Below are 24,487 nucleotides of genomic sequence, written 5' to 3'. Positions count from 1 at the left end.
TATCGGCAACCGGGTAGCCGAGTGTGGCCCAGGCGTACCCTCCGAGGGTGCATCGAAGCCACGCTCCGTCGCAGTTGGAGGAGTGAAAGCAGTGGTCGCCGCGGGAGACGCTGATCAGAGCAGCGTCGCCGAGAGGCTCGGCATCAAGCCCGAGATGGTGGTCCAGGAGATCGGCTGGGACGAGGACGTCGACGACGACGTCCGCGCGGCGATCGAGGAGCAGATCGGCGGGGACATCCTCGACGAGGACGCCGACGAGGTCATCGACGTGGTGCTGCTCTGGTGGCGCGAGGACGACGGCGACCTGGGCGACGCGCTCATCGACGCCCGGGGCCCCCTGGAGGAGACCGGCGTGATCTGGGTGCTGACCCCGAAGAACGGGCAGCCCGGGCACGTCGAGCCGAGCGAAATCGCCGAAGCCGTGCCCGCCGTGGGCCTGGCCCAGACCGCCAACATGAGTGTGGGCGCGAACTGGATCGGCACCCGCCTGGTGTCACCCAAGTCGAAGTCGAAGCAGCGCTGAGCCGGTCTCGCCGGACGGACACGATAGGGTTGTCGTCGCAGGCACGTGTCCGTTCGGGAGAGGAAACGCCGGTATGACCGTCGAGGTCGGTTCTCAGGCCCCTGACTTCACGCTCAACGACTACAACAAGCAGCCGGTCCAGCTGTCGTCGTTCCGGGGTGACAAGCCGGTGCTGCTGGTTTTCTACCCCTTCGCGTTCAGCGGCATCTGCACCGGCGAGCTGTGCCAGCTCCGCGACGAGTTCGCGGACTACGACGGCAAGGGCGTCCAGGTGCTGGGCGTCTCGATCGACACGCCCTTCGCGCTCAAGGCGTGGGCCGAGAAGGAGGGCTACCAGTTCCCGCTGCTGTCCGACTTCTGGCCGCACGGCGAGGTGGCCCGCGCGTACGGCGTCTTCAACGAGGCGGCGGGCTTGGCGGTCCGCGGCACGTTCCTGATCGACACGGCAGGCGTGGTCCGGTTCGCCGAGGCCAACGCGCCGGGCGAGGCCCGCGACCAGCAGGGCTGGAAGAAGGCCGTGGCCGAACTGACGGCTTGAGTTTCCTCCGGCGGCGGCCCGGGTGTGGGCCGCCGCCGTGAGGGGCGCATAGCTCAGCGGAAGAGCACTCGGTTTACACCCGAGCGGTCGCAGGTTCGAACCCTGCTGCGCCCACCGTTTTGGGCCCCGAGAGCCTCGGGGCGCCGCCGGTCGACCTCGTCCGCCGGCCGGTTCGTCTGGCCGTGGTGGTCAGAACCAGGTGATCCGGGCCACCTCCGTGCCGGAGCAGATCGCCACCGCGTCGGAGAGACGGCCGTTGAGGTTGTTGGTCATCATCGTGTACGCGTAGTTGAGCCCGTCGGTCGTTTCCGTGACCCAGCCGTAGGGGCCGAATTCGCCGGAATTGCGATGGGACTGCACGTAGCAATAACTCTCGACGTTGTCCACGCGCGCGTACACCCCGCAGCTGGGGTGGTAGTACATCCTGAGGGTGCCGATCCGGCCGAACCAGTTGAAGGTCTTCGTGGCGTGCACCCCGAAACCCCCGGCGCACGGGGTGCTCGTCGGGTACTGCCCCTCGTAGGCGTAGACCGGGTATTCGCCGCTCAACAACGGTTTTGCCTCGGCCGCGCCCGGGAGCAACACCGAGGCTACGACGATCGCCGAATTGATCAAGCCCGCCCAGGCGAGCACGCGTCCTCGAGTTTTCACATTTCCCCCTGGTGGATTGTTGCGCTGTGTCGAGCATCACAGTCGGTCGGCCGGGCGTCAATCCGCTGCCGCTCCTCACTCCGCCATGGCCGGTTCCGGCACCACGGCTTCGGTGCGGCGCATCGACGTCACCAGCAGCGCCAGCCCCGCGAACAGCACCGCCGCGATCACGCCCGTCACGTTCAGCGCGCTGGTGAACGCCGCCTTCGCCTGCTCGGCCACCTCCGGGCGGGTGACGTCGGCCGCGAGCGTCGTGCCCGCCGGGAACGCCCCGTGGTACACCGCCGATGCGGTGAGGCCGATCAGGGCCATGCCCAGGGATCCGCCGAGGTAGTTGCCGGTGTCCGCCATCGAGGCGGCCGAACCCGCGCGCTCCGGGGGGACCGCGCCCACCACCAGGCCGATGCCCAGCGCGAACAGCGGGCCCGTGCCCAGCGCCAGCACCGTGATCCCCGCCACCACCGGTACCACGCCGTCGGTCACCGCCGGCAGGAGGCTGCCCGCCGCCGAGACCACCAAGCCGCCCGCGATCGCCGTCGCCGGCTTCACGAACCGGGTCAGGGCCGGGGCCGTCATCGTGCCCGCCGCCACGCCGAGGCCCATCGGGGCGAACAGCAGGGCCGAGACGAGCGGGGAGTGGCCGAGGACGCTCTGCAGGTACTGCGTCACGAGCAGCCCGACGCCGGCCATCGCGACGCCGGCGAACACCAGCGCCACCAGCACCGCGGTGAACGGGCGGTTGCGGAACAGCCGCAGGTCCAGCAGCGGTGACGCCGTCCGCAGCTGGCGACGGGCGAAGACGAGGCCCAGCAGCGTCCCGGTGGCGATCGCCGCGACCGGCAGGACCGCCGAACCGGCCGCCAGCTGCTTGAGGCCGAAGACGATCAGCAGCACGGCGGCCAGCGAGAGCGCGACACCCGGGAGGTCCAGCCGCCCGGACACCGGCGCGCGGAACTCCGGCAGCAGGACCGGGCCCGCGACCAGCAGGACGGCCACGGCCGGGACCGCGACCAGGAAGACCGAGCCCCACGAGAAGTGCTGGAGCAGGAAGCCGGCGAACACCGGGCCGGCCGCACCGCCCGCGAACTGGCAGGTGGCCCAGATCGAGATGGCCTTGCCGCGCTGCTTCGGGTCGCGGAACATGTTCGTGATCAGGGCGAGCGTCGACGGCATCAGCGTCGCCCCGGCCACGCCGAGCGCCGCGCGGACGACGATGAGCATGACCGGCCCGGTCGAGAAGGCGGCGACGATCGACAGCAGCCCGAAGGCCCCGCCGCCGGCGAGCAGCAGCCGCCGTCGCCCGATGCGGTCGCCGAGCGTGCCCATGGTGATGACGAACCCGGCGACGACGAAGCCGTAGCTGTCGGTGATCCACAGCTGCTCGGTGCTGCTCGCGCCGAGATCCGCGCTCAGCTGCGGCAGCGCGAGGAACAGCGAGGTCATGTCCATCGCGACGAGCAGGGTGGGCAGCACGAGGACCGCCAGTCCCAGCCACTCCCGCCGTCCGGCCGGCTTCTCCATCTTCGGGCTCCTTCTCCGTGGTCCGTTTGCCAGGGGTCGGAGCCGTTCCGCGGGACCGGACACGCGCTCGGGAAGTTTTTCCGATAACCGCGGCCGCTAGCGTCGAGGGCGTGAAGATCATCCTGCTGGGGGCCACCGGCCTCGTCGGGCGAGCCGTCGCCGCCGCCCTCGAACCACGGCACGAGGTCGTGCCCGTCTCGCGGACTTCGCCGCTCGGCGCGGACCTGGCCGATCCCTCATCGCTCGACGCGCTCTTCGAGACCGCCGCCGACGCCGTCGTGTGCTGCGCCGCCAACGTCCCGCTGCGCCCGCTCGCCGAGCTGACCGACGAGCAGGTGCTCGACGACCTGCGCGCCAAGCTGCTCGGTCAGGTCGCGCTCGCCCGGCGAGCGGTGGAGCGCCTCCCCGCCGCGGGCTCGATCACGCTCACCGGCGGGACGTTCACCGAGCCGATCCCGGGCAGCGGGCTCGGTGCGCTCGCCAACGCCGGCCTCGAGGCCTTCGTCCGGTCGGCCGCCGCCGAACTGCCGCGCGGGCCGCGGATCAACGTCGTCAGCCCCGGCTGGATCGGCGAAACCCTCGAGGCGATGGGGGAGGACGGCGGGCGCGGGACGCCGGTGGCGGTGGTTGCCGAGGCCTACCGGGAACTCGTCGAAGGCGACGCGAACGGCCGGACCGTCGTGCCCCGGTGACCGGGAACTTTGTCAAGATCCACACGGAAAACCCGGGAGTTCTTGTGGGATAGGCAAAATTCGATCTCCGCGGGTAACGGGTGATTGGCGGTGACCGACAGGAAGATCGGCAAGTGACCAACTCACCTGAGGGGGAACCTGTGAAGGGTTCTGGGTTTTTGAAGCGAGCCGCCGCCGTCGTCGCGGTGCCCGTGCTCGCCGTGCTCGTGGGGGCCGTGCCGGCGCACGCGCAGCCGGTCGCCACGGGGTCGCTGTCGTTCAGCGGTGACCAGGGCGACTACATCAGCGGGGGCCGTTCCTACGCCTACTCCACCGAAGCGAAGGACGGGCTCACGGTCAACGCGTCGGCGGACGGCAACCACGTCGCCGTCAGCATCAGCGGCTTCAACAGCGACTGGTGGACGCTCGACCTCGCCGCGCCGAGCGGCACGAGGCTGGCCGCCGGCACCTACGACGGGGCCACGCGGTACCCGTTCCAGGGGGTCAACGCGCCGGGGCTGGACCTGAGCGGCAACGGCCGGGGGTGCAACACCCTGACCGGGACGTTCGCCGTCCAGAACGTCGTCTTCGGGCCGAACGGCTACGTCCAGACGCTCGACGCCACCTTCGAACAGCACTGCGAAGGCGGCACGGCGGCCGCGCGCGGTGAGGTGCACATCGCGAACCCGCCGGCCCCGGCGGAGCTGGCGATCGGGCTCGAGGTGGCCACGGACGGCACCGCGAGCACGCTCAACGGCAACGCGTACCTGCACGGCACCGTCGACTGCACCGCGCCGGCCAAGGTCACCTTGAGCGGGTCCGCGACGCAGGTCAAGCGCAACGTCATCATCCGCGGCACCTACTCGGCGCAGGTCGCCTGCACGCCGGGCGCGCCGGCGCCGTGGACGGCGACCGTCGTCCCGTCGGGCACCACGCCGTTCCAGAAGGGCAACGCGGAGGTCGTCACCCAGGCGACCGCGCTCGACCCGAACTACAACACCAACGTCTCGGTCGACGACACCACCGTCGTCACCTTGGTGAAGGGCTGAGTTCCCGGCCGTGGGGCCGCCGGAACGGGCGGCCCCACGGCCCTCATGCCGCGTGCCAGGCGTGCTCGGCGAAGGCCTCGTCGAGCGGGGCCCGGGTGAGCCGGTTCGCGAACGTCGACAGCGTGTACGTCCCGATTCCCAGCACCACCTCCAAGGCGTTGCGTTCGGTGTAACCGGCGCCGGTGAACGCTTCCAGCGTGTCGGCGGCGACTTCGCCCCGGGTGTCCAGCACCGCGTGGACGAAGACGCGCAGCGCCTCCAGCCGCGGCTCCGGCAGCGGGGCCTGGGCCCGCAGCGCCGCCACCACTTCCGGGGCGGCGGAGAGCCGGGTCAGCGTGGCCGTGTGCATCGCCACGCAGAGGTGGCACTCGTTGCGCGCGGCCACCGTCATGATCAGCACTTCGCGTTCCAGCGCCGTCAAGGTCGTGGCTTCGAAGATCGCGCTGAGCTTCAGGAACCCGTTCAGCAGCTCCGGCGAGGTCGCCAGCCGGGCGACGGCGGACGGCACGCGGCCGAACTTCTTCGCGGTGGCCGTCATCGCGGGGCGGGCGGCCGGGGGTGCAGACTCCGGGGTGTGATCGGCGAACAAGGCGTCTCCCGGGATAGGATCGACAACGTGGTTGTCGAAACCGTAAACCAGGTTGTCGAGTTTGGCAAGGCGCCGTGACCGGCACACCCGGCTACGAGCTGCCCCTCCTCCTCTTCGGCGGCTTCCGCACGCTGATCGACCGCCTGCACGCCGAACTGGCGCGCCGCGGCCACCCCGCCATGCGGCCGTCGTACGGCTTCGCCATGCAGGCGGTCGGGGTCCAGGGGGCGACGGCGTCGGAGATCGGCCGCCGCCTCGGCGTCTCCAAGCAGGCGGCGGGCAAGACGGTCGAGCGGCTGGAGGCGCTCGGGTACGTCGAGCGCGCCGACGACCCGGCGGACGCGCGCCGCAAGATCGTCCGGCTCACCCCGCACGGCATCGACGCGCTCGGCAAATCGGCGGAGATCTTCGACGAACTGCGCGCGGACTGGGCGCGCACGGTCGGCGCCGGACGGATCGCGGCGCTCGAGGACGACCTGCGTGCGGTCGTCGGCCCGGCGGCGTTCCGCCTCGACGCGGCCGGCTGGTTTTCGGGCTAGAAGCCGCAGCCGGGGTCCGGGGCGTCCTCCGACAGCGGGCTGCCCGCCGGGAGCACGTACAGGACTTCCAGCACCAGCGGTGTCGATCCCAGGTTGCGGCCGATGTGCACCTGGTCCGGCTTCTCGGTGAACGCGCGCCCGGTGCCGAAGATGCCGTCGATGCTGCAGTCGGCCAGGTTGTGCGTCAGCGTGCCGGCCTTGACGTACGCGTACAGCGTGCCGTCGTGGAAGTGCCAGCCCGTGTAGCCGCCGGGCTGGACGGTGATCTCCCGCAGCGTGTAATCGGTGTGCCCGATGGTTTTCTGGGCCAGGATCGTGCCGGTGACGCCGCTGCCGGGCGTCGCGGACGCGGTCGAGGGGAGCACCAAGGCCGCGGCGACGGCGGCCAGGACAACGGTGAGCGGCTTGCGCATCGGCCCAAGCTACCGCGTCCGGGCCCGTCCGTGGGGCGGCGATCCCGGTAGCGTGCCACGCATGGACGCGGACGTTTTCGGGCAGGTCCTCGGCGCGGTGCGGGATTTCGTGCGCAAGGAGGTCGTGCCGCGCGAGGCCGAGATCGACGAACGCGACGAAATCCCGGCCGGAATCCGGGACAAGGCCGCCGAACTGGGCCTGTTCGGCTGGGCGCTGCCGGAGGAGTACGGCGGGCTCGGCCTCGGCATGGCCGAAGACGTCCGGCTGGCGATCGAACTCGGCTGGACGACACCCGCGTTCCGGTCGCTGTTCGGCACCAACAACGGCATCGCCGGCCAGGCGATCGTGCACCACGGGACGCCGGAGCAGCGCACCCGCTGGCTGCCGCGGCTGGCCGCGGGCCGGGCGATCGCGTCGTTCGCGCTCACCGAAGCCGAGGCCGGCTCCGACCCGGGCGGGCTGACCAGCCGCGCCGTCCGCGACGGCGACCGCTACCGGCTCTCGGGCACCAAGCGGTTCATCACCAACGCGCCGCTCGCCGAGGTGTTCGTCGCGTTCGCCCGCACCGATCCGGAAGGCACCGGCAGCCGCGGGATTTCGGCGTTCCTCGTGCCCGCGGGCGCGCCCGGCGTCACCGTCGGCCCGCATGACGCCAAGATGGGCCAGGCCGGCGCGTGGACGTCGGAAGTGGTCTTCGACGACGTGGAGCTGTCCGCCGACGCGCTGGTCGGCGAGGAGGGCGCGGGGTTCGGCATCGCGATGGCCTCGCTCGCCCGCGGTCGCCTGCACATCGCGGCGCTGTGCGTCGGCTTGGCCGAGCGGGCGCTGGCCGAGGCCGTCGAGTACGCGCGGACGGCGCGCCAGGGCGGCCGGGTGATCGGGGAATACCAGCTGGTGCAGGCGCTGCTCGCGGAGTCCCACGCCGAGCTCGCGGCCGGCCGCGCGATGGTCCACGAAGCCGCCGCGAAGTACGACTCGGGTGAGGACCGCAAGCTCGGGCCGTCGTCGGCGAAGCTGTTCTGCACCGAGATGCTCGGCCGGGTCGCCGACCGCGCGGTGCAGGTGCACGGCGGCACGGGGTACGTCCGCGGCGTGACGGTCGAGCGCATCTACCGCGACGCGCGGCTGTTCCGGATCTACGAGGGCACGAGCGAGATCCAGAAGCTCGTGATTGCGCGGCAGCTGCTCAAGGGCTGAACTTGCGCTGGAGCCCGCTCCAGGACTTAGCGTCGGGACATGACCACCGCACAGCACAAGATCGGCTCGGGGTTCGGCGCCACCAGCACCGCGGCCGAGGTCGTCGCCGGCATCGACCTCACCGGCAAGCTCGCGATCGTCACCGGCGGGTACTCCGGCATCGGCCTGGAAACCACCCGGGCGCTGACCGCCGCGGGCGCGCACGTCGTCGTCCCGGCCCGCCGCCGCGCCACGGCGGAAGAAGCGTTGCGGGGCTTGGGGAACGTCGAGGTCGGCGAACTCGACCTGGCCGATCTCGGCAGCGTCCGCGCGTTCGCTGCGCGGTTCCTCGCGTCGGGACGCGGGATCGACGTCTTCATCGGCAGCGCCGGGATCATGGCGTGCCCGGAAACGCGCGTCGGCCCGGGCTGGGAAGCGCAGTTCGCCACCAACCACCTCGGGCACTTCGCGGTGGTGAACCGGCTCTGGCCGGCGTTCACCCCCGGCTCGCGCGTGGTCTCGGTGTCCTCGCGCGGCCACCACTACGGCCCGGTGCGCTTCGACGACTTGAACTTCGAGCGCGGCTACGACAAGTGGCTCGCCTACGGCCAAGCCAAAACGGCGAACGTGCTCTTCGCGGTGCACCTCGACCGGCTGGCGCGCGACCACGGCGTCCGCGCGTTCGCGCTGCACCCGGGCCGGATCCTCACCGACCTCGTGCGCCACCTGGACCGGCAGGAGCTCGTCGACGCGGGCATGGTGGACGAGGCCGGCCGGGTCACCGGAGGCGCGAAGACCCCGGAGCAGGGCGCCGCGACCCAGGTCTGGGCGGCGACGTCCCCGCAGCTCGACGGCCTCGGCGGGGTGTACCTCGAGGACTGCGACATCGCCGGGCCCGCCCCGGCGGACGGCACCCGCACGGGGGTGCAGAGCTACGCGACCGATCCGGTGCTCGCCGAGCGGTTGTGGACGGTGTCGGCCGAGCTGACCGGCGTGAACGCCTTCGCCTAGGCGGACGGGGTGGCGCGAACCCCACCACCGGACGTCGGGCCGCCGCCACCGCGAACCGGGGTGCCGGCCTGATGGTCCGCGACCGGGCCGGCGACGAAGCTGGCTTCGAACAGCCCGGAGTCCCCGAACGAAGGAAAAGCATGCCGAGAGTCGATTCCGTGCGCCGCAACCTGGTTCGTGCCACCGGTGTTGCGCTGGTGGGAGTGTTCTGCGCGCTCGCGGTACCCGGGACGGCCGGTGCCGTGGTGAACGGGACGGACTCCACCGAGCGCTACGGGTTCATGGCCTCGATCCCGGAGATCGTGCCCGAACTGAACAACGCCCGCGGGGTCTGCGGGGCGGTGCTGATCCACCCGCAATGGGTGGTGACCGCGGCGCACTGCGTCGATCCGGGGCGCAACCCGGCCGTGCCGGAGGGAACCGTGCGCATCGGCAGCGAGCGGCGGACCGGCGGCGGTACCGTGCGCGCGATCGACCGGTGGGTGCGCCACCCGGGCTACCGGCCGGGCACGCCGAACGAGAACGACATCGCGCTGGTCCGCCTGGACCGCCCGGTTCCGCAGCAGCCGATCCGCGTCGCCGGCCGGCCCGGCCGGCCCGGCACGCCGACCCGCTTGCTGGGCTTCGGCACCACGGTCGACACCGGCGACATCACCGAGGCGGTGTTCCCCGAACGGCTCCAGCAGCTCGACACCCGCCGAGCGGCGGAGCGGGAGTGCTCGCCCGGCTACGCGGATGCGACCCGGCTGTGCACCGTGAGCCGCAAGCCCGACGCGATGGCGTGCATGGGCGACTCCGGCGGGCCGCAGGTCCAGCGCGGAAAGGGCGGCCGGTGGGAGCTGATCGGCGTCACCTCCGGCCCCGGCGACGACGACGTGCCCTGCGCCAACGGGCCCGGCCTCTACACCAGCGTGCCCGCCTACGCCGGCTGGATCCACCGCACCGTCCACGGGTCCGGCGCCCGGCCGGAAGCCCGCGGCTAGAGCTTTTCGAGCTGCCGCACCAGCAGGTCGATCTCGTCCTCGGTGTTGTAGTAGTGCACCGACGCCCGGACCATGTCCGGCAGGGCGCGCGCGGTGAAGTCGTACTGCGCCGAGGTGCGCGTCGACAGCGACGTGTTGATGTCCGCCTCGGCCAGCCGCGCCTTGATCTCCGCGGCCTCCTTGCCGTCGATGCTGAAGGTGACGAGACCGCACTTGCGCGCGCCCGCGTCGTGCACCTGCGCGCCGGCTTCGGTGAGCCGGCCGCGCAGGGTGGCGGCCAGCGAAGCCACGCGCTCCTCGATGGCCGGCAGGCCCCAGCCGAGCGCGTAGTCGATGGCCGCGCCGAGGCCGCACACGGCGGCGAAGTCGCGTTCCCACACCTCGAAGCGCTTGGCGGTCGCGTCGACGACGTATTCCGTCGGCGATTCCCAGCTCGCCGAGTGCAGGTCGAGCATGGCCGGCTCCAGCCGCTCGCGCAGCCGCGGGTGCACGTAGAGGAAGCCGGTGCCGCGCGGGCCGCGCAGGTACTTGCGGCCCGTCCCGGACAGCGCGTCGCACTTCAGGCGCGTGACGTCGAGGTCGAGCTGGCCCGCCGACTGGCACGCGTCCAGCAGGAACGGGATGCCGGCCGCCTCGGCGACCGCGCCGATCTCCTCGGCCGGGTTCACCAGCCCGCCCTGGGTGGGTACGTGGCTGACGGCGATCAGCTTGACGTCGCCGTCCACGCGCCGCCGCAGCTCTTCGACGTCCAACTGCCCGGACTCGTCGTCGCCGATCACCTCGACGACCGCGCCGGTGCGCCCGGCGACCTGCAGGAACGCGATGGCGTTGCTGGCGTACTCCGCCCGGGACGTCAGGATCCGGTCCCCGGGGCCGAACGGCAGCGCGTAGAACACCGCCTGCCAGGAGCGGGTCGCGTTGTCGGTGAGCGCGATGTCGTCGGGCCTGGCGCCGAGCAGCCGGGCCACCGACGCGTACACGGCGTCCAAGCGGTCCGCGGCTCCGGCGGCGGCTTCGTAGCCGCCGACCAGCGCTTCGTGGCGCAGGTACTCGACGACGGTGTCGGTCACGACGGCCGGGGGCAGCGCCGCGCCCGCGTTGTTGAAGTGAACGACCCGGGTGCAGCCCGGGGTCTCGCGGCGCGCACGTTCGACGTCGAAGCTCATACCAACTGAATACAGTAGATAGTTATTGTATGCAATACTGCCCGCCATGGCCCGCACCCCGTTGCGCAGCGACCTCATCGAGCAGATCACCGCCCGCGTGCTGGACCGGCGCCTCGCCGCCGGCACCCGCGTCAACGAGGTGCACCTGGCCCGGGAGCTGGGCGTCAGCCGGACGCCGCTGCGGGAGGCGCTGATCGGGCTCGCCGACCGCGGGCTGCTGGTCTCCGCGCCCGGCCGCGGGTTCCTGGTGCCGCCGTTCGACCCGGACGAGGCGCGCCGGCTCTACCCGCTGGTGGCCGAGCTCGAGGCCCTCGCGCTGCGCTGGACGTCGCCGCTGGAGCTGGCCGGGCTGCCGGACGCGCTCGACGCCGTCGCCGACGAGATGGCCGCGGCGCTCGCGAACGGCGGCGATCTGTCCGCATTGGACGATCGGTGGCACGCGCTGCTGCTGTCCCGCTGCCCGAACCCGCACCTGCTGCGGCTGATCGAGCAGACCAAGCCGCTGCTCAAGCGGTACGAGTCGGCGTACTTCGCCCGGGACGGCCACGCGGGGGAGAGCATCGGCGAGCACCGCCGCATTTCGGCGGCCCTGCGCGACGGCGACCTGGCCGCCGCGTCCGCGGTGCTCGTCGCCAACTGGGTCAAAGCACTGGCGTACCTGGGGAAGGACGAAAGATGATCATCGCGCACCTGAGCGACCTGCACCTCGACGGCGAGGCGCGCGCGGAAGACCGCGTCGCCGCCGTGCTGGGCTACCTCGGCGGGCTGGCGGAACCGGTCGACGCCGTTGTCGTCACCGGCGACATCGCCGACCACGGCACGGCCGCGGAGTACGCGCGCGCCGCCGAACTGCTGAAGTACCCGGCGCCGGTGCTGGTGTGCCCGGGCAACCACGACGTCCGGGCGGCGTTCCGGGCGGGGCTGCTCGATCTGCCCCCTTCCGACGGCCCGATCGACCTGGCCCAGGAGATCGACGGGGTGCTGTTCGCGATGTGCGATTCGACGATCCCGGGCGACGGTGCGGGTTTCCTCGCCGACGAGACCCTGGCGTGGCTCGACGGCGTCCTTTCCGGCGGCGACGGCCCCGCGTTCGTCGCGTTCCACCACCCGCCGGTCGAGGTCGGCGTCCCCCTGGTGGACGCGATCCGCCAGTCCGGTCCGGAGCGGCTGGCTGCGGTACTCGCCCGCCACCCGCGGGTCACGGCGCTGCTGGCCGGCCACGTGCACACGGGCGCGTCGACGACGTTCGCCGGCGTTCCGCTGCGCATCGCCCCCGGCGTGGTGTCGGGCTCACTGCTCCCGGCGGAGCCGGGCGGGGACAGCGCCTGGGCCGAGGGCGGCCCGCTGGAGTACGATCGCCCGCCGGCCCTGCTGCTGCACATCCTGCACAACGACGGCCGGCTGACCAGCCACCACCGCACCATCCCGCTCTGACCGGTCCCCCGAAGTCGCCACTTTCCCTACGAAAGTGACGCCTTGGACCCCCGGAGGCGCCACTTTCCCTATGAAAGTGGCGCCTGGATCTCAGCTGGTGAACACCGGCAGGGTGATGCGGGACGGGCGGGCCTCGTCGTGGAACACCTCGAAGCGGTTCGGCTTCCCGTCCACCGCCGACGTCACCGGCTCGCCCGTGCCGTGGTTGCGCGCGAACCGGGGGAACGCGCCGCCCGCCACCTGGACCCGCAGGCGGTGGCCGCGGCGGAAGCGGTAGGCCGTCGGGTCCAGCGTCACCTCCGCCGTCACCACCCCGTCGGCGTCGGCCGAAGGGACGCCCGGGCGCAGCCGCAGGATCCCGTCCGTCACGTTGCGGGAGATGCCGCCGGCGTCGACGTCGCAGAGCCGGACGTAAACGTCGGCGTGGCCCAGCTCGGTGCGCATGTGGACGGTCGCCGACACCTCGCCGATCACGTCGAGGTCGGACGGGAGCGGCTCGCCGGTGAACACCAGCACGTCCGGCCGGGCCTCGACCTCCTGGTTGTCGCGCTGCTTCCACTCGCCCGTCAGCAGCGGCCCGCCGACGGCCGGCGTCGGGTCGGCCGGGTCGTACGTGAACGGCGTCGGCAAAGCCGGTTCGCCGAACGCTTCGCCGAGCCCGCCGATCGGCCGCAGGTGCGCCTCGGTCGCCTTCGACGGCGGCGGCCACGACTCGAAGTCCAGCCACGTCCCGGCGCCCTGCAGGAACAACCGGACCGGGGAACGCTGCAGCTGGGTGCGGTCGCCGAGCAGGTGGGCGCGCAGGAACCCGAGCTGGTCGCGGATCATCGGGCCCATGCTCGCGGGTTCGCCGTGCGCCCACGGCCCGATCGTGATCCGCGGCGCCTTGCCGGCTTCGGCGAGGCGCCGGAAGTCGCGCAGCTGCGAGCCGACGAACAGGTCGTACCAGCCGGTGACCATCGACACCGGGACGTCGAGCTCCGCCACTCCGGCGCTGTGGTCGGACATGGCCCAGAAGCCGTCGCCCGGCTCGAAGTGGCCGGTGACGTCCTGGAGGAAGGTCACCGGCTTGCCGATCGCGGCCACGTCGGCGCCGCTCAGCGGCAACGCCGACATCGCCCGCCGGGTCTTCCGCGTCTGCACCGGGTTCGGCAGCGCGGCGAAGCGTTCTTCCTGGCGGCCGATCATCGCCGACCACGAGATCATGTTGTCCGCCGCGAGCACCCCGCCCGGGTAGAACGTCGAGACGAACTCCGACGCCGTGACGCCGAGGCACATCGCCGCCAACGGCGGGTCGAGGTAGGGCCCGACCGCCCACTGCGTGTACCCGAGGTAGCTGGCGCCGGCCATGCCGAGGGTCCCGTCGCACCACGGCTGGGCGCGCAGCCATTCGGCGGTCGCGATGCCGTCCTCGCGTTCGAGGTGGAACGGCCGGAACTCGCCGCCGGAGCCGAACGAGCCGCGGGTGCTCTGGACGACCGTCTGCAGTCCGTGCCGGGCGAACGTCTCGCCGAAGAGCTTCGAGGCCAAGCCCTTGCGCCCGTACGGCGTGCGGATCAGCACCACCGGCGCCGACGTCGTCCCGGCCGGGGCGTACCGGTCGGCGAGCAGCGTGACGCCGTCGGGCATCGGGACGGCGAGATCGCGCGTCACGACCGGCTTCGGCCCTTCGGTGCGGGGAAGCCCGAGCAGCTTGTCGACAAATCGGTCCAGCACCGGTGGCCCCGCCTTCCGAAGTGGAGTAGATCCTTCCGGATCCGACCGTACCTCAGTTCGCCCGCGCAAGGGTCTCCGGCGGCGGCCGCGTCGCCGGCTCTTCGGCCCGCATCAGGCCGTTGTCACGGTGACGTGCTCCCCGCCGAAGCGGCCAGTTTTCCGGTGACCCGCAGGGTGTCCGGGCCGGCCGGGACGTCGAACCCGCACAGCTTCAGCGCCGCGGCGAGCACGGGCACGCGGGCCCGGTCCCCGCCGTCGGCGATCTTGATCGCGATCGCGGTGCCGTCCGGCAACGCGGCGACCTGGACGGCCTCGAAACCGTCCTTGGCGATCAGCCCTGGCACCGCGCGCATGACGGCGGTGACGTCCCGGCGGCTGCCGCCGACCAGTTCCGGGTGCGTCCGGATCCCGGCGGCGACCAGGTGGTCCGGCGTGCTGGGCGCGGCCGTGGCGATCTTCGACACGGCCGTCGCGAGGCCCCGCAACGTCGTCGCGAAGAGCGGCGCACCGCAGCCGTCGACCGCGACCCGCGCGATGCCGCGGCCGGTCAGGTCCTCGACGGTCGCGGCGATCGCGCGCTGCAGCGGGTGGGCCGGGTCGAGGTAGCCCTCGGCCGTCCAGCCGTTCAGCGCGCACGTCGCGAGCATCGCCGCGTGCTTGCCGGAGCAGTTGTGCGCCAGCCGGGCCGGCGCCCGGCCGGCGGCGATCCAGCGGTCGCGCTCGACCGGGTCGAACGGGAAGTCCGCCGGGTTGCCCAGCCGGTCGGGGGAGCGCCCGTCGAGGACTTCGAGGACGGCGTCCAGGTGCATCGGCTCGCCGGAGTGGCTGGCCGCGGCGATCGCGAACCCGGCGGGGGACAGGCGCAGCCCCAGCCGCGCCATCGCCGTCGCCTGCAGCGGTTTCGCCGTCGACCGCGGGTACACCGCGGTGTCGACGTCCCCGGCGGCGAACAGCGTCGAGCCGTCCGGGGCGAGCACCACGAGGGACCCGTGGTGGACACCCTCGACCATCCCGCCGCGGACCAGCTCGGCGAGGGGTTCGTGGCTCACAGCCCCTCCTCGTCGAACGCGCGCATGTCGATCCGCTTGCGCACGCCGAACCAGCCCGCGACCAGGGCGACGAGGATCACGGGCAGCGCCAGCAGGGTGATCCGGCCGGTCTCGTCGAAGCCCATCAGGACAACGACGGCGGCGAGGAACACCAGCGTCGCGATCTCGGTGTACGGCGAGAACGGCAGCCGGAACGACGGCCGCTCGAGGCCGTCGCGCTCGGCCTTGCGCACGAACAGCAGGTGGCAGAGCACGATGATGGCCCAGGTGGCGAGGATGCCGATCGCGGCGAAGTTGAGCACGATGTCGAAGGCCTCCTTCGGCACCAGGTAGTTGAGCCCGACGCCGAGCACGCAGACGGCCGCGGTCAGCAGGATCCCGCCGTAGGGCACGTGGTTGCGGTTCATCACGCCGGTGAACTTCGGCGCCGAGCCCGCCACCGCCATCGACCGCAGGATGCGGCCGGTCGAGTACAGGCCGGAGTTCAGGCTCGACAGCGCCGCGGTGAGCACGACCAGGTTCATCACGCTGTCCGCGGCGGGCACACCCAGGTGCGAGAGCACGGTGACGAACGGGCTCTGGTCCTTCGTGTAGGAGCTCCAGGGCAGCAGCATCGCCAGCAGCACGACCGAGCCGACGTAGAACACGAGGATGCGCCACATGATGGAGTTGATCGCCTTCGGCATGATCTTCTCCGGGTGCTCGGTCTCGCCCGCGGCGACGCCGACCAGCTCGACCGAGGCGTAGGCGAACACCACGCCCTGCACGATCAGCACCATCGGCAGCAGCCCGGACGGGAAGATCCCGCCGTGGTCGGCGATCAGCTGCGGGCCGCCCGCGACGCCGTCGATCGGCGTCTGCGTCACCAGCAGGAAGATGCCGATCACCATGAACAGCACGAGCGCGGCGACCTTGATGATGGCGAACCAGAACTCCATCTCGCCGAACAGCTTCACCGACACCATGTTCAGCGTCAGGACCACGGCGAGCGCGATCAGCGCGAGCACCCACTGCGGGATCGGCGAGAAGAACGACCAGAAGTGCGCGTACAGCGCGATCGCCGTGATGTCGGCGATGCCGGTGGTCGACCAGTTGAGGAAGTGCATCCAGCCGGCGACGTACGCGCCCTTCTCGCCCATGAACTCGCGGGCGTAGGAGACGAAGGCGCCGCTGGAGGGCCGGTACAGGATCAGCTCGCCGAGCGCGCGGACGACGAAGAAGGCGAAGAGCCCGCAGACGGCGTAGACGATCGCCAGCGCCGGCCCGGCCTGGGCGAGCCGTCCGCCCGCACCGAGGAAGAGGCCGGTGCCGATCGCCCCGCCGATGGCGATCATGTTGACGTGCCGGGGCTTCAAGGCCTTGTGGTAGCCGGCGTCGCCCGCGTCCGGGGTCGTGGCGGTGAGGGTTTGCTCGGTCACTGGTCCCCGTTCACGATGCTGGTCAGAGTGGCTTCGACGTGCGTGAGGTGCGCCGTCATGGCTTCGACGGCGGCGGCCTCGGAGCCATCGGCGATCGCCGTGACGATCTGCCGGTGCTCGACGTTCGACCGGCAGCGCCGGTCGCCGAGCTGGTTGAGGAAGGCGGACTGGCGGGCGAGCGCGTCGCGGATCTCCTCGATCACCTTCCCGAACACGGGGTTGCCCGAGGCCTGGGCGATGGTGATGTGGAAGAGCGAGTCGAGCGCGACCCAGGCCGTGTTGTCGGTCTCGGCGTCCATCCGGTCGAGCAGGTGCGCGAGCAGGTCGAGGTCGTCCTGGCTGCGGCGCACGGCCGCGTACCCGGCGACGGGGATCTCGACGTGCCGGCGCACTTCGATGAGATCGCGGGCCGAGTAGGGCCCGAAGGTGGGGTTGTCGGCCGGGCCGGTCGCGGTGACGAAGGTGCCCTTGCCGGTCTTCGACTCGGTCATGCCGAGCGCCTGCAGCCCGCGCAGAGCTTCCCGGACCACCGACCGGCTGACCTCGAACTCCCTGCTCAGGGCGGCTTCGGAGGGGAGCTTCGCGCCGACGGCGTACTCGCCGCGCTCGATCGACGCGCGCAGGTGGGCCAGCACGGCTTCCATGGCGCTCACCCGGCGAGGACCACCTTGTCCGGCTGTCTGGCTGTCAGACAGGTTCATGGCGGGAATGCTCGGTCCCGGGATTCGGGCTGTCAACGCGAGCGACGGCGTCTGTGGTTCACCTCACCGGGTGGCCTGGCTCGCCCGGAGGTCGCCGGGATGCCGTCCGCGTGACCGTCCGGCAGCGGCGCGTGTCGTGATCGTTTCCGCCGAAGGAGCCGCGCGTCGGTGCACTCGTCCGGCCCCGCCGAGGCGCACAATCGAGCCCGGCGAGTGCGGGATAGGGTGGGAGGCCCGGGCGCGCCGGTCCGATCCACCTAGGGGAGGTTTTTGCTGGTGTCGAACGATTCTTTCGTCCACCTGCACGTCCACACCGAGTACTCGATGCTCGACGGTGCGGCGAAGATCGCTCCCCTCTTCGCGGAGGCGTCGCGCCTCGGCATGCCCGCGGTCGGCATGACCGACCACGGCAACATGTACGGCGGCGACGAGTTCTACCAGCAGGCCAAGAAGGTGGGCATCAAGCCGATCATCGGCATCGAGGCCTACATCGCCCCGGAGAGCCGCTTCCACAAGAAGCCCGTCTTCTGGGGGCAGGCCAACCAGCGCGGCTCGGACGAGTTCGGTGAGGGCGGCGACGTCTCCGGTGGCGGTGCGTACACGCACATGACCATGCTCGCGGCGGACGCGACCGGGCTGCGGAACCTCTTCAAGCTGTCTTCGCTGGCCAGCATGCAGGGCTACTACCGCAAGCCCCGGATGGACCGCGAGCTCATCTCCGAGAACCACGCCGGCATCATCGCGACGACGGGCTGCCCGTCCGGCGAGGTGCAGACCCGGCTGCGGCTGGGCCAGAAGGAGGCGGCGATCCAGGCCGCGTCCGACTACAAGGACATCTTCGGCGCCGACAACTTCTTCCTCGAACTGATGGACCACGGCCTGCCGATCGAGCGGTCGGTCCGCGAGGGCCTGCTGGAGATCGGCCGGCTGCTCGACCTCAAGCCGATCGCCACCAACGACTCGCACTACGTCACCAAGGACCAGGCGGACACGCACTCGGCGCTGCTGTGCGTCCAGGCGGGCAAGACCCTCAACGACCCGACCCGGTTCAAGTTCGACGGCGACGGTTACTACCTCAAGTCCGCCGCGGAGATGCGCGAGTACTGGGACAAGGAGGTCCCGGGCGCGGCTGACACGACGCTGCTGATCGCCGAGCGCGTCGAGTCCTACGACGAGGTCTACGCGCACAAGGACCGGCTGCCGTTCTTCGAGGTGCCGGAGGGCTACGACCAGGGCGGCTGGCTGCGCGAAGAGGTCCAGCGCGGCCTCAAGTGGCGCTTCCCGGACGGCGTGCCGGACGAGTCCTACAACGAGCGGATCGAGATCGAGCTCGACGTCATCATCGGGAAGGGCTTCCCGGCCTACTTCCTGATCGTCGCCGACCTCATCAGCTACGCCCGCAAGGTCGGCATCCGGGTCGGCCCCGGCCGTGGTTCGGCCGCCGGGTCGCTGGTCGCGTACGTCCTCGGCATCACCAACCTGGACCCGATCCCGCAGAAGCTGCTGTTCGAGCGGTTCCTCAACCCCGAGCGCGTCTCGATGCCCGACATCGACATCGACTTCGACGACCGCCGGCGCGGCGAGATGATCCGGTACGCGACGGACAAGTACGGCGCGGACAAGGTCGCCCAGGTCATCACCTTCGGCACGATCAAGACCAAAGCGGCGATCAAGGACTCCGCGCGGGTCCACTTCGGCCAGCCCGGCTACGCGATCGCGGACAAGATCTCCAAGGCGCTGCCGCCGCCGATCATGGCGAAGGACATCCCGCTCTCGGGCATCGTCGACTCGAAGCACGAGCGCTACGGCGAAGCCGCCGAGGTCCGCGCGCTCGTCGAGACCGACGACGAGTGCAAGACGATCTTCGAGACCGCCCGCGGCCTCGAGGGCCTGATCCGCAACGCCGGCGTCCACGCCTGCGCGGTCATCATGTCCAGCGAGCCGCTGACCAACGCCATCCCGCTCTGGCAGCGCGACGACGGCTCGATCATCACCGGCTGGGACTACCCGTCGTGCGAGGCCATCGGCCTGCTGAAGATGGACTTCCTCGGCCTGCGCAACCTCACCGTCATCGGTGACGCGATCGACAACATCAAGACCAACCGCGGGATCGACGTCGACCTCGACACCCTGGGCGTCGACGACCCCGAGACGTACAAGCTGCTGGCCCGTGGCGACACGCTCGGCGTGTTCCAGCTGGACGGCGGCCCCATGCGCGACCTGCTGCGCCGCATGGAGCCCACGGTGTTCGACGACATCGTCGCGGTCGGCGCGCTGTACCGCCCCGGCCCGATGGGCATGAACGCGCACAACGACTACGCCGACCGCAAGAACAACCGGCAGAAGGTCAAGCCGATCCACCCGGAGCTCGACGAGCCGCTGCGGGAGATCCTGGCCGACACCTACGGCCTGATCGTGTACCAAGAGCAGATCATGCACATCGGCCAGAAGGTGGCCGGGTACACGATGGGCCGCGCGGACGTGCTGCGCCGCGCGATGGGCAAGAAGAAGAAGGAAGTCCTCGACAAGGAGTACGAGGGCTTCGAGGCCGGCATGCGGGCCAGCGACCTGCGGCCCGGCGGCTTCTCGCCCGAGGCGATCAAGGCGCTGTGGGACACGATCCTCCCGTTCGCCGGCTACGCGTTCAACAAGAGCCACGCGGCCGCGTACGGCCTGATCTCGTACTGGACCGCGTACCTCAAGGCGAACTTCACCGCGGAGTACATGGCCGCGCTGCTGACGTCGGTCGGCGACAACAAGGACAAGTCGGCGGTCTACCTGTCCGAGTGCCGCCGCCTCGGCATCAAGGTGCTGCCGCCGGACGTCAACGAATCGGCCCTGCGCTTCGCGGCCGTCGGGGACGACATCCGCTTCGGGCTCGGTGCCGTCCGCAACGTCGGCGCGAACGTCGTCGAGTCGATCATCAAGACCCGCGAGGAGAAGGGCAAGTACGCCTCCTTCACCGACTTCCTCGACAAGTCCGAGCTCGTGGTCTGCAACAAGCGGGTCATCGAGTCGCTGATCAAGGCGGGCGGCTTCGACTCGCTCGGCCACACGCGGCTGTCGATGATCCAGGTCCACGAGGACGCGGTCGAAGCGGTCGTCCCGCTCAAGCGCCAGGAGGCGATGGGCCAGTTCGACCTGTTCGGCTTCGGCGGCGACGAGGGGGAGGCGGCGCCGTCGTCGTCCCCGCTCGCGCACCTGAAGTTCGGCGAGGAGGAGTACCCGCGCAAGCAGCTGCTCGCCTACGAGCGCGAGATGCTCGGCCTGTACGTCTCGGCGCACCCGCTGGACGGCGCCGAGCGGATCCTGCGCAAGCACGCCCCGAAGCCGATCGCGAGCATCCTCAACGATCCGCCGAAGGAAGGCGAGCTGGTGATCTCCGGGCTGATCACCTCGCTCGAACGGCGGGTCAACAAGAAGGGCGAGCCCTGGGCGATCTGCACGGTCGAGGACATGGACGCCTCGCTCGAGGTGCTGTTCTTCCCCAAGTCGTACGCCCTCTTCGCGGGTGAGCTCATCGAGGACAACGCGGTCCTGGTCAAGGGCCGGGTCAACTGGCGCGAAGACAAGATGTCGATCTTCGGCGGCGGCCTGGCGACGCTCGACCTGTCGGAGGTGGGCACGGGCAACGGCGACGACGAGCCGCCGCTGGTGCTGCTCGCGGCGGCCGAGAAGATCGACCAGTCCGTGGTCAGCGAGCTGCGGTCCACGCTGCTGGCGCACAAGGGGGAGACCCCGGTCCACCTCAAGCTGGTGGGGAAGAACCAGACGGTCTTCGCGCTCTACGACTACCCGGTGAAGGTCAGCTCCATGCTGATCGGCGAGCTCAAGGGCATCCGCGGGATCACCGCTTCCACCTGACGGGCGGTCCGCGCGCACATCCCCCCTTTCGTGTTTGCCGAGTGGGTATCCCCGCCCCGTGAACTCGCGTGAGGTCAGCCCTTCGATGTCGTCCGAACCCGATCCCCGGCGCTGGAAAGCGCTGGCCGTCTCGCTCACGGCCGGGTTCATGGGCCTGCTCGACGTCAGCATCGTCAACGTCGCCCTCCCCTCGATGCAGTCCGGGCTGCACGCGAGCAGCGGCGGGATCCGCTGGGTCGTTTCGGGCTACGCGCTGGCGTTCGGCCTGGTCCTGGTCACCGGCGGCCGCCTCGGCGACGCGTTCGGCCGCCGGAACATGTTCCTCGGCGCCCTCGCCGCCTTCGTCCTCACCAGCGCGCTGGCCGGCGCGGCCCCGAACGAGACCACGCTGGTGCTCGCCCGCCTCGCCCAGGGCGTGGCGGCGGGCATGCTCACCCCGCAGAACACCGGCCTGATCCAGGACCTCTTCCGCGGCGCCGAGCGCGGCCGCGCGTTCGGGATGTTCGGCGCGGTCGTCGGGATCTCGACGGCGGTCGGCCCGATCCTCGGCGGCGTCATCCTCGCCGTCTTCGGCAGCCAGGACGGCTGGCGCTGGGTGTTCTACGTCAACGTCCCGATCGGTGTGCTCGCGTTCGTCCTCGCGTTGCGGCTGCTGCCGCGCAGCGAGAAGAAGCAGCTCAAGATCTCTTCGGAAATCGACTTCGTCGGCATCGTGCTGCTCGCGGTCGCCGTCCTCGGCGTGCTGCTCCCGGTCGTCGACGCCGACCAGGGCGGCCTCACGCGGCTGTGGTGGCTGTTCCCCATCGCGGTCGTCTTCGGGGTCGTGTTCGTCCGCTGGGAGCATTCGGTGGTGCGGCGCGGCCGGTCGCCGCTGCTGGACACCCGCCTGTTCACCGGCACCCCGGGGTACGCCACCGGCGCGGCGGTCGGCGCGCTCTACTTCTGCGGGTTCGCCGGGATCTGGCTGGTCTTCGCGGTGTTCTTCCAGCAGGGCCTCGGCTACACGCCCCTGCAGTCCGGCCTGTCGGTGACGCCGTTCGCGCTCGGTTCGGCGGTGTCCGCGGCCGTCGCCGGCCGGCTGGTGCCCCGGTTCGGCAGGCGGCTCACCGTCACCGGGCTGGGCATGGTCGCCGTCGGGCTGCTGGCCGTCGCGCTGCTCGCCGAGCTGGTCCCGCCGTCGGCGTCCGGGTGGGCGTTCGCGCTGCCGCTGCTGTTCGCCGGGGTGGGCGGCGGGATGGTGATCTCGCCGAACACGACGTTGACGCTGGAGTGCGTGCCGGTCCGGATGGCCGGGGTCGCCGGCGGCGCGCTGCAGACCGGCCAGCGGATCGGCACGGCGATCGGCACCGCCGTACTCGCGTCGGTGTTCGGCATGGTCATCGGGAGCGGCTACCCGACGGCGCTCACCGTGGCGCTCAGCTGCGCGGCCGTCCTGACGTGCGGCGCTCTTGTCCTTGCGGTCGCCGAGCTCCGGGCGCGGCGCCACCGGGCTTTCGAGGAGGAGCGGGCAGCCCAGGAGGACGAGACTTCCGCGGCGGATGTCCACCGGGGCTGAACCGGACACTACTTTCCGCAGATCGGCGATGCTCCATCCGAGTGACGAGCACGGAAAGACACTGGTGCTACGCAGAGCAACCGGGTAAGTCTTATGGAGCCTTCACTGCGCGGATTGGCTACCGACAGTGGTAATCAGTCGGCCACCCGGGGATGGGGTGACCGGCTTGAGCGATCGAGGCGTCCGGAGTTTGAAGGAATGGACACACTCGGTCACCTTCCGGCCAGTGGATGTCGGCGTCCGCGGGGGACCGTCCGGCATTCGCGGAAGGGCTGCCCATCGGCGCCCGCCGGCGCGTGACGGCGGCGGGCGGGCCCGGGGGAGGGGGAACCGGGCCCGCCCGTCTTCCCCGTGTCGTGCTTCCACGCGGCTCGTGATCATGTTGGGATGACCGCGTCCGACAGGCACGAGCCCGGGGAGCCCCGATGACCGAGCAGCTGCCGCACCGGGCGTGGTACCGGCCGATGCGCTCCCGCGACAGCGGCGAGCACCACCGCGTGGCGACCCCGCTGGAGCTGTTGTTCGACCTGTGTTTTGTGGTCGCCGTCGGCCAGGCCGCGGCCGCGCTGCACCACGCGCTGACCGAGGGGCACGCCGCGCACGGCGTCTCGTCCTTCGCGATGGTGTTCTTCGCGATCTGGTGGGGCTGGCTGAACTTCAGCTGGTTCGCCTCGGCGTTCGACACCGACGACGTCCCGTACCGGCTGGCGACGCTCGTGCAGATCGCCGGCGGCCTGACCGTCGCGGCGGCGGTGTCGAGCGCGTTCGAAGGCGACTTCCGGCTGATGGTCGCCGGGTACGTCCTGATGCGGCTCGCGCTGGTGTTCCAGTGGCTGCGGGCCGCGCGGTCGGACCCGGGCTGCCGTCCCGCCGCCCTGCGGTACGCGATCGGCATCACGGCCGTCCAGGTGCTGTGGGTCTCCTACCTGTGGCTGCCGCACGGGGTGCGCGTGGCCGCCTTCGTCGTCTTCGCGGTGCTGGAGATGGGCGTCCCGATCTGGGCCGAGAGACGGCAGGGCACAACGTGGCACCCGCACCACATCGCCGAGCGGTACGGCCTGTTCACGCTGATCGTGCTCGGCGAGGTGATCCTCGGTGCGACGAACGCGGTCAAGGAGGGCGCCGCCGAACCCGGGCACGGGGGCGCGCTGATCTCCCTGGCCGCGGCCGCACTCGTCCTCGTGTTCTCGATGTGGTGGCTCTACTTCGACCGGCCGGGGCACACGCGGCTCGTCCGCCGTCCGGGCATGTTCACGTCGATGAGCTGGGGGTACGGCCACTACTTCATCTTCGCTTCCGTCGCGGCCGTCGGCGCCGGCCTCGAAGTGGCGGTCGCCTACGACACGGGGACGCTGCACCTCGGCGGGGTCGCCGCGGCCCTGCCGACCACGGTGCCGGTCGCGGTCTTCCTGCTCAGCGTGTGGCTGCTGCACATCGGCCCGACCAACGAGTGCCGCCCGATCGCCGTCGGCTTCCCGGTGACGGCGGTGCTCGTCCTGGCGGCGTCCTTCACACCGGCGCCGATCCACGTGACCGCCGGGCTCGCGGCCGCTTTGGTCGTGCTGACGGTCGTCGCGACCCACGGGTCGCCGCGGCGCTAGTTCCGGCGGATCGGTGCAGGTCAGGGGCCTGACGCGAAAAAAGGTACCCCCCCGTGCAAGGGGGTTTCGGGGGCATGTAAAGTTCTCCAAGTCGCCAGGGAAACCGAGCGGCCGCCGGGAACACGAACCAAGCTCCCACGATCGTGGTAGAGTGGGTGGTCCCGAACCAGGGTGGTATCCCTGGAACAAAGCTTGAAACAATAGCCGAAGACCAAGGCGCTTCGCGGCGCGGCGGTCCGAAGTGTGTTGCTTGAGAACTCAACAGTGTGCTAGTGAACTAAGCCAGTAGAGCTTATGTATTGAAACCTCGTATGAGGT

The 24,487-nt window shown here is 71.1% G+C and carries 22 protein-coding genes and 1 tRNA gene; 14 read left to right on the top strand and 9 right to left on the bottom strand.

Annotation, left to right across the window (positions count from 1 at the left end):
- Positions 1–91 precede the first annotated feature (91 nt).
- From Q5425_RS10620 to Q5425_RS10610, 3 genes are all read left to right on the top strand, one after another.
- Positions 92–523: a DUF3052 domain-containing protein gene (locus tag Q5425_RS10620; RefSeq protein WP_290059845.1), complete on the top strand. Its 432-nt coding sequence runs from the start codon at positions 92–94 to the stop codon at positions 521–523.
- 73 nt (positions 524–596) lie between these two features.
- Positions 597–1,061, top strand: a complete 465-nt coding sequence (locus tag Q5425_RS10615) for a peroxiredoxin (protein WP_308671981.1) — start codon at positions 597–599, stop codon at positions 1,059–1,061.
- Positions 1,062–1,103: 42 nt separating this feature from the next.
- Positions 1,104–1,175: transfer RNA gene (locus tag Q5425_RS10610), tRNA-Val, on the top strand.
- A gap of 75 nt (positions 1,176–1,250) precedes the next feature.
- Here the strand turns inward: Q5425_RS10610 and Q5425_RS10605 are convergent.
- Both Q5425_RS10605 and Q5425_RS10600 read right to left on the bottom strand, forming a co-directional pair.
- Positions 1,251–1,712 (bottom strand): hypothetical protein, encoded by a 462-nt coding sequence (locus Q5425_RS10605; RefSeq protein WP_308671980.1) that lies wholly within the window; start codon positions 1,710–1,712, stop codon positions 1,251–1,253.
- Between the two features lie 75 nt (positions 1,713–1,787).
- Positions 1,788–3,233: an MFS transporter gene (locus tag Q5425_RS10600; protein ID WP_308671979.1), complete on the bottom strand. Its 1,446-nt coding sequence runs from the start codon at positions 3,231–3,233 to the stop codon at positions 1,788–1,790.
- A gap of 110 nt (positions 3,234–3,343) precedes the next feature.
- Here Q5425_RS10600 and Q5425_RS10595 point away from each other — a divergent pair, with 110 nt between their 5' ends.
- Positions 3,344–3,925, top strand: coding sequence for a short chain dehydrogenase (locus Q5425_RS10595; RefSeq protein WP_308671978.1), 582 nt, complete (start codon positions 3,344–3,346; stop codon positions 3,923–3,925).
- A gap of 158 nt (positions 3,926–4,083) precedes the next feature.
- Positions 4,084–4,953 (top strand): hypothetical protein, encoded by an 870-nt coding sequence (locus Q5425_RS10590; RefSeq protein ID WP_308671977.1) that lies wholly within the window; start codon positions 4,084–4,086, stop codon positions 4,951–4,953.
- Positions 4,954–4,996: 43 nt separating this feature from the next.
- On the opposite strand, the gene Q5425_RS10585 is transcribed toward Q5425_RS10590, so the two are convergent.
- Positions 4,997–5,491, bottom strand: a complete 495-nt coding sequence (locus Q5425_RS10585) for a carboxymuconolactone decarboxylase family protein (RefSeq protein ID WP_308672212.1) — start codon at positions 5,489–5,491, stop codon at positions 4,997–4,999.
- A gap of 125 nt (positions 5,492–5,616) precedes the next feature.
- Between Q5425_RS10585 and Q5425_RS10580 the strand changes: the two genes are divergently transcribed.
- Positions 5,617–6,081: a MarR family transcriptional regulator gene (locus Q5425_RS10580; protein WP_308671976.1), complete on the top strand. Its 465-nt coding sequence runs from the start codon at positions 5,617–5,619 to the stop codon at positions 6,079–6,081.
- Here Q5425_RS10580 and Q5425_RS10575 read toward each other — a convergent pair.
- Complete coding sequence (locus Q5425_RS10575; RefSeq protein WP_308671975.1) at positions 6,078–6,494, bottom strand: cupin domain-containing protein; 417 nt, start codon at positions 6,492–6,494, stop codon at positions 6,078–6,080. The two genes, Q5425_RS10580 and Q5425_RS10575, sit on opposite strands and share 4 nt — an antisense overlap.
- A gap of 61 nt (positions 6,495–6,555) precedes the next feature.
- Between Q5425_RS10575 and Q5425_RS10570 the strand changes: the two genes are divergently transcribed.
- The 3 genes from Q5425_RS10570 (at position 6,556) to Q5425_RS10560 (ending at position 9,665) form a co-directional block, all read left to right on the top strand.
- Entirely contained in the window at positions 6,556–7,692 is a 1,137-nt protein-coding gene (locus tag Q5425_RS10570; protein WP_308671974.1) for an acyl-CoA dehydrogenase family protein, read from the top strand.
- Positions 7,693–7,731: 39 nt separating this feature from the next.
- Positions 7,732–8,682, top strand: a complete 951-nt coding sequence (locus Q5425_RS10565; RefSeq protein WP_308671973.1) for an SDR family NAD(P)-dependent oxidoreductase — start codon at positions 7,732–7,734, stop codon at positions 8,680–8,682.
- Between the two features lie 140 nt (positions 8,683–8,822).
- Entirely contained in the window at positions 8,823–9,665 is an 843-nt protein-coding gene (locus Q5425_RS10560; RefSeq protein ID WP_308671972.1) for a serine protease, read from the top strand.
- Here the strand turns inward: Q5425_RS10560 and Q5425_RS10555 are convergent.
- On the bottom strand, positions 9,662–10,831 hold the full coding sequence (locus Q5425_RS10555) for an aminotransferase class V-fold PLP-dependent enzyme (protein ID WP_308671971.1): 1,170 nt from the start codon (positions 10,829–10,831) through the stop codon (positions 9,662–9,664). The genes Q5425_RS10560 and Q5425_RS10555 overlap by 4 nt on opposite strands.
- Positions 10,832–10,877: 46 nt before the next feature.
- Between Q5425_RS10555 and Q5425_RS10550 the strand changes: the two genes are divergently transcribed.
- Both Q5425_RS10550 and Q5425_RS10545 read left to right on the top strand, forming a co-directional pair.
- Entirely contained in the window at positions 10,878–11,510 is a 633-nt protein-coding gene (locus Q5425_RS10550) for a GntR family transcriptional regulator (RefSeq protein WP_308671970.1), read from the top strand.
- Positions 11,507–12,265: a metallophosphoesterase gene (locus Q5425_RS10545; RefSeq protein ID WP_308671969.1), complete on the top strand. Its 759-nt coding sequence runs from the start codon at positions 11,507–11,509 to the stop codon at positions 12,263–12,265. The genes Q5425_RS10550 and Q5425_RS10545 overlap by 4 nt, the downstream gene beginning before the upstream one ends.
- A 90-nt stretch (positions 12,266–12,355) precedes the next feature.
- Here Q5425_RS10545 and Q5425_RS10540 read toward each other — a convergent pair whose 3' ends face one another.
- The 4 genes from Q5425_RS10540 to Q5425_RS10525 form a co-directional block, all read right to left on the bottom strand.
- Positions 12,356–13,981 carry a CocE/NonD family hydrolase gene (locus tag Q5425_RS10540; RefSeq protein WP_308671968.1) on the bottom strand — a complete coding sequence of 542 codons (1,626 nt, stop codon included), beginning with the start codon at positions 13,979–13,981 and terminating at the stop codon, positions 12,356–12,358.
- Positions 13,982–14,103: 122 nt separating this feature from the next.
- Entirely contained in the window at positions 14,104–15,030 is a 927-nt protein-coding gene (locus Q5425_RS10535) for an asparaginase (RefSeq protein ID WP_308671967.1), read from the bottom strand.
- Positions 15,027–16,448 carry an amino acid permease gene (locus Q5425_RS10530; RefSeq protein ID WP_308671966.1) on the bottom strand — a complete coding sequence of 474 codons (1,422 nt, stop codon included), beginning with the start codon at positions 16,446–16,448 and terminating at the stop codon, positions 15,027–15,029. Before Q5425_RS10530 ends, Q5425_RS10535 begins: the two co-directional genes overlap by 4 nt.
- Positions 16,445–17,092, bottom strand: a complete 648-nt coding sequence (locus Q5425_RS10525) for a FadR/GntR family transcriptional regulator (protein ID WP_308672211.1) — start codon at positions 17,090–17,092, stop codon at positions 16,445–16,447. Before Q5425_RS10525 ends, Q5425_RS10530 begins: the two co-directional genes overlap by 4 nt.
- 333 nt (positions 17,093–17,425) lie before the next feature.
- On the opposite strand from Q5425_RS10525, the gene dnaE reads away from it, so the two are divergent.
- The 3 genes from dnaE to Q5425_RS10510 all read left to right on the top strand — a co-directional run bounded on the left by dnaE (position 17,426) and on the right by Q5425_RS10510 (position 24,169).
- On the top strand, positions 17,426–21,013 hold the full coding sequence (gene dnaE / locus Q5425_RS10520) for a DNA polymerase III subunit alpha (RefSeq protein ID WP_308671965.1): 3,588 nt from the start codon (positions 17,426–17,428) through the stop codon (positions 21,011–21,013).
- Positions 21,014–21,098: 85 nt separating this feature from the next.
- On the top strand, positions 21,099–22,568 hold the full coding sequence (locus Q5425_RS10515) for an MFS transporter (protein ID WP_308672210.1): 1,470 nt from the start codon (positions 21,099–21,101) through the stop codon (positions 22,566–22,568).
- Positions 22,569–22,993: 425 nt separating this feature from the next.
- A complete protein-coding gene (locus Q5425_RS10510) occupies positions 22,994–24,169 on the top strand; it encodes a low temperature requirement protein A (RefSeq protein WP_308671964.1) in 1,176 nt (391 codons plus the stop codon).
- Positions 24,170–24,487 lie beyond the last annotated feature (318 nt).

The sequence above is a fragment of the Amycolatopsis sp. A133 genome, from assembly GCF_031082405.1.
GTDB lineage: Bacteria > Actinomycetota > Actinomycetes > Mycobacteriales > Pseudonocardiaceae > Amycolatopsis.
The sequence above is the reverse complement of the archived record's forward strand: the minus strand, read 5'-3'. Positions and strand labels throughout refer to the sequence as shown.